This window comes from Pseudomonadota bacterium (assembly GCA_039193195.1).
GTDB lineage: Bacteria > Pseudomonadota > Gammaproteobacteria > Steroidobacterales > JBCBZW01 > JBCBZW01.
In genome coordinates this window covers 1-4,364 of record JBCCWS010000094.1, presented here as the reverse complement: position 1 = coordinate 4,364, position 4,364 = coordinate 1, and the positions used below count along the sequence as shown (strand labels likewise).

At 61.0% G+C, this 4,364-nt stretch carries 3 protein-coding genes; all 3 read right to left on the bottom strand.

The window, feature by feature from the left end:
• Nucleotides 1-8 precede the first annotated feature (8 nt).
• A complete protein-coding gene (locus AAGA68_27190) occupies nt 9-1,151 on the bottom strand; it encodes a mandelate racemase/muconate lactonizing enzyme family protein (protein MEM9388756.1) in 1,143 nt (380 codons plus the stop codon).
• On the bottom strand, nt 1,148-1,894 hold the full coding sequence (locus AAGA68_27185; protein MEM9388755.1) for an SDR family NAD(P)-dependent oxidoreductase: 747 nt from the start codon (nt 1,892-1,894) through the stop codon (nt 1,148-1,150). Before AAGA68_27185 ends, AAGA68_27190 begins: the two co-directional genes overlap by 4 nt.
• Before the next feature lie 96 nt (nt 1,895-1,990).
• Nucleotides 1,991-4,195, bottom strand: a complete 2,205-nt coding sequence (locus AAGA68_27180) for a TonB-dependent receptor (protein ID MEM9388754.1) — start codon at nt 4,193-4,195, stop codon at nt 1,991-1,993.
• Between the last annotated feature and the right edge of the window lie 169 nt (nt 4,196-4,364).

Sequence of the window (4,364 nt, the reverse complement as noted above, 5' to 3'; positions counted from 1 at the left end):
CAGCGCGCCTACACGCTGCCCGCGACAGAACCATCCGCTCGAAGCGCGACGCCGCTCGGTAAACCTGGGCTCGACACCCGTGCCAACGCCTCAAGGTCGGCCAATTCGACGCCGAGGCCTGGCCCTTCGGGCAACGGCAGGAAACCTCCGTCCCGCTTTGGCAGACCGCTCACCGCATGCACCCAGTCCGTTTCATCGGTGAGCGGATACTCCTGGGTCACGAAGTTGGGGATCGCGGCATCAATGTGGAGAGAAGCCGCCGTTAGCACGGGCCCAAGAAAGTTATGAGGCATCACGGCGACATGGTGCGATTCAGCGATCGCTGCGATCTTCTTGACGTGGCTGATCCCACCCGCCAGGCCCAAGTCCGGGCGTACGAACTGCGCGCCCCCCTGCGCCAACAGTTCCTTGAATTCCCAGATCGTGTTCAACCGCTCGCCGTTGGCCATCGGCTGTGGCATACGTCGGCTGAGCTCGGCCTGAGACTGAATGCTATCGATCTGAATCGGGTCTTCGCTCGCGAGCACCTGGAAGGGCGCGATCGCCGCCAGGACAGGCATGGCTTGCAGCGGCGTGAGCTTGCGATGTAACTCGACGATGATGTCCACCTCGGGGCCGACGGCCTCCCGGGCGGCACTGACGCGCTCCTTGACCGCGTTGACGAGCGCATTCAGCCCCAACAGCCCGCCGTCGTTCGGAATCGGATCGAACTTGATGGCGGTAAAACCGTCATCGACTGCCTTGCGCGCAGTTGTGGCGAGCTCACCAGGCTCCAGATCGTCGAGGATCAGCAGATGGAGTCGGATTCTCTCGCGGCAGTTGCCGCCGAGAAGGTCCCAAATGGGCACGCCGAGTGAGCGCCCCTTGATGTCCCACAAGGCGATGTCGATCGCACTGATCGCGCCGCCCAGCACCGATCCGCGGAAGGGGCCAATCCGGTACAGGGACTGCCAGATGTGCTCGATTCGTCCAGCGTCCTGCCCTCGAAGGGTGGGCACCAGGGCCGCCACTATGGCGTCGACCGCGTTCGGATAGGCCCAGCAGGCCGACTGTCCGACACCCTCGAGCCCCGCTTCCGTCCGGATGCGAACGAAGTGCGCATTGCCGGCCACGATGGACTCGACGTGCTCGATGCGGCTCGAGCGGCTCATCCGGCGATGTAGAGGCCACCATTCACATGAATGACCTCCCCTGTGATGAAGCTCGAGTCGTCGCTGCACAAAAACCGCACAACGCTGGCGACCTCGGACGGCTGCCCAGGGCGACCGAGTGGGGCTTGCTCAATGCTCTCCTGGCCGCGCTTCTTTGCAATGAGCGCCGTCGTCATGGGCGTCTCGATGATGCCGGGCGAGACGGCGTTGACACGCGTCCTTGGCGCAAGTTCGCGGGCAAGGGAGCGAGTGAAGGTCAGCAGGCCGCCCTTCGAGCTTCCGTAGTGCGAGTTGTAGAACGAGCCACGGTGCGCGGCCATGGACGTCAAATTGACGATGGCGCTGTCGTCGCGAAGATGCGGCAACGCGCGCCGGATGAGATAGAAAGGAGCGTCGAGATTGATAGCCATCACGTGACGCCACTGCTCATCACTCATACTCGCGACCGGTTGATCCAGGTAGACGCCGGCCGTGACAACGAGCGCGTCGATGCCGCCGTAGGTGTCGGCCGCGAGCGCCGCCAGCTCGTCAGCGAACGCCGGCTCAGCGCAGTCCCCGGCCAACGAAACGACGTCGCGACTAGTAGCATCGAGCGAGCGCCCAAGGTCGCCTAGCCGCTCGGCGTCGATATCCGTGAGGACAAGGGAGTAGCCAGCAGCGTGAAACAGCTCCGCTACCGCTCGGCCGATACCCCCTCCCGCCCCGGTAAGGACAAGGGTCTTCAGATCAGTGGGCGCGCGCATTGTCATATCCGTGCGATCTCCCGAGCGGGGCACTCCGTAGCCCCGCGCCTTCGTGCCAGCCGGTCGATGCGGCAAATATCTGGCAGGAAGGAAGCGCTAGAACTCCATTCGCGCTTCGAGACCAAAGACGCGCGGGTTAGCAAAGTTCAGCTCAGTATATCCGGCGACAGCAAGGTCAAACGCATAGTTAGGTCGCTGGTTGTTTGAGCAATTAGTGCAGTGTACTGCAAGTGACAGGGCTGGAATGGACCGCGGCTCAAAGCCAATCCTGGCGTTGTAGTTCTGGAACGACGGCAGGAGCGTGTTCGGGGCGTTGCTGAGATATGAAAAAAAGTCGCTAGAGAAGGCCATCGCTGCTTGCACGGTAAATCGTCCGGCGGATGCTTCGAAGGCCTTTTGGATCGACACGTTGCCTGCGATATCCGGTGTTTGTGCAGCACGGCGCGTGAGGAGCTGGTCGGCGATTGGCACCTCGAACACATCGGCTTTGAAAATGTAGTTGGCGCCAGCGGCGATCGTCCAGCCGTCGCCTGGCGTGACGGTTAAATCCGCCTCTACGCCAGAGACTTCCGAGTCTGCGTTGAACAGCGTGAAGTTCAGGCCACGCTGATCGAAGGCGTGGTAGTTCTCGTAGTCGTAGTAGTAGCCCGCCACGTTGAACGTTGCGATGCCATCGAACAGCGTAAACTTGCCGCCTAGTTCGTAAGCGAGCAATTCTTCGCCGTCTAGTATGAGCCCCTCAAGTGGCACGTTGCCGGCGAAGTTCGCATTGAAGTTAAAGCCCTTGTAGCCGCGGTTGAGAGACGCGTAGAGCAGGACGTCGTCGTTGGGCTTGAAATCGAGCTGGACACGCCCCGTCCAACCGGTCTCATTCGCGCTCTCGTTGAGGCCACCCGGGTTGGCCAGGGCAGCCTCACCAATCGTTCCGGGACCGCCAAAGCCGGCGCAGCCAGCAGCGGGATCGCCGAGGCAAGAGAAGGTGTAGTTGTAGTCCCGCGTATCGTAGACCACGCGCCCCCCGACCGTGAGCGCGAACATCTCGTTGAACTCGTAGGTGAGCTGCCCGAAAGCAGAATAGGACTGCGTTTCGATGCTGTAAATCGTTGAGAGATCCGCGTCCGCTGCAATGAAGTTGAAGCGGTTACCGTAGGTCCCATCGATGTGCAGGAAGTAGACGCCGGCGCTCCAGATGAGCTTGTCCGTGCTGCCCAACAATCGCAGTTCTTGCGTGAAGTGATCGCTGTCGGAATCTTGGGCGAAGGTGCCGGTATCGAACGGCGTTTGGTCGTTATCCTCCATGTAGTCTGTTACCACACTGGAGTAATTGGAGAGCGCCTGAAAGGAAAATCCACCGAAATCATAAGAGATATCCGCGGTTGTCCCCCACGCTTCGCGGAAGTAACCGCCCGGAATTGAGGCCGAGGTTTCGAAGGCCTCGCCGGTCTGAACGAAATCGGGGGCGAGCGCAAACGGCGTGTCGCGCGGTAGATTGAACCCGAGGCCGGTCTCCGGATCGAGGGCCGCGGGTACGATCAGTGCCCCACCTGTGCCTCTGTAGTCAGCTCGATAGTAATCGGCGCCAAGCTTAACCGTCAGGCCGCTCTCCGGCTGAATGAAGAGTTTGACCCTGGAGGCCACTGTATCGTCGCCGTTGAGATCTGGTCCGGTCTCCGTGATGTTCTCGTAGTATGGCTCATGCGTGTTGCGGTAGATTGCGATTCGCCCGGTGACCGTATCGCTGAGTGGACCGGATATGGCGCCGGTCACATTGAAGTTGTCGCGCGTGCCGGTGCCCACTTGCAGGTGTCCGCTGAGCTCAGGCGTCGGGTCATTGGTGAAGACGTTGAGCAAGCCCCCCGTGGCGTTGCGGCCGAATAGCGTGCCTTGCGGCCCCTTCAGGACTTCGACGCGCTTGAGGTCGTACAGCTGCTGGACAGCACTGGACGCCGCGGGCTGGTAGAAATTGTCGATATAGAAGGCGTTGGGCGATTCGATCTGGCCCGTGAAGTCGTTCTGCGACACGCCGCGGATAGTGACATTCCCAGAGAGTTCCGAGCCACCAGCCTCCGACACGATCAGGCCTGTGGTTAGCAGACCGAGATCGGACGTTTCCGTAATGCCGGCGGATTCGATCCGCTCACCGCTGAAGCTGGCGGCAGAGATACCGACCTGCTGCAGATCCTGTTCCCGGCGGTTCGCCGTTACCACGGCGATGGCGACCACCTCTTCAATGGCGCCGTTCGCAGCGCTCTGCTCGCGCTCGTCTTCCGACTGAGCGTAAGCGCTACCTAATCCGAGCACTAGCAGCCTGTTGAAAAAGCCTGATTGAAGGGATAATAGCCCATCGGCCAAACAGGTGATGCAAGTGCGCGGCGAAGAAGACCCTCAACCCGTGATGTTTAGCTACGTAGACTTGGAATCGCGAGTGCCTAAGGACCATCCGATCCGCAAGATCCGGCAGATCGTCGAT

Bases quoted from the DNA above. Each gene is read 5' to 3' on its own strand.
- AAGA68_27190 (MEM9388756.1), bottom strand. From the start codon at position 1,151: ATGAGCCGCTCGAGCCGCATCGAGCACGTCGAGTCCATCGTGGCCGGC.
- AAGA68_27185 (MEM9388755.1), bottom strand. From the start codon at position 1,894: ATGCGCGCGCCCACTGATCTGAAGACCCTTGTCCTTACCGGGGCGGGA.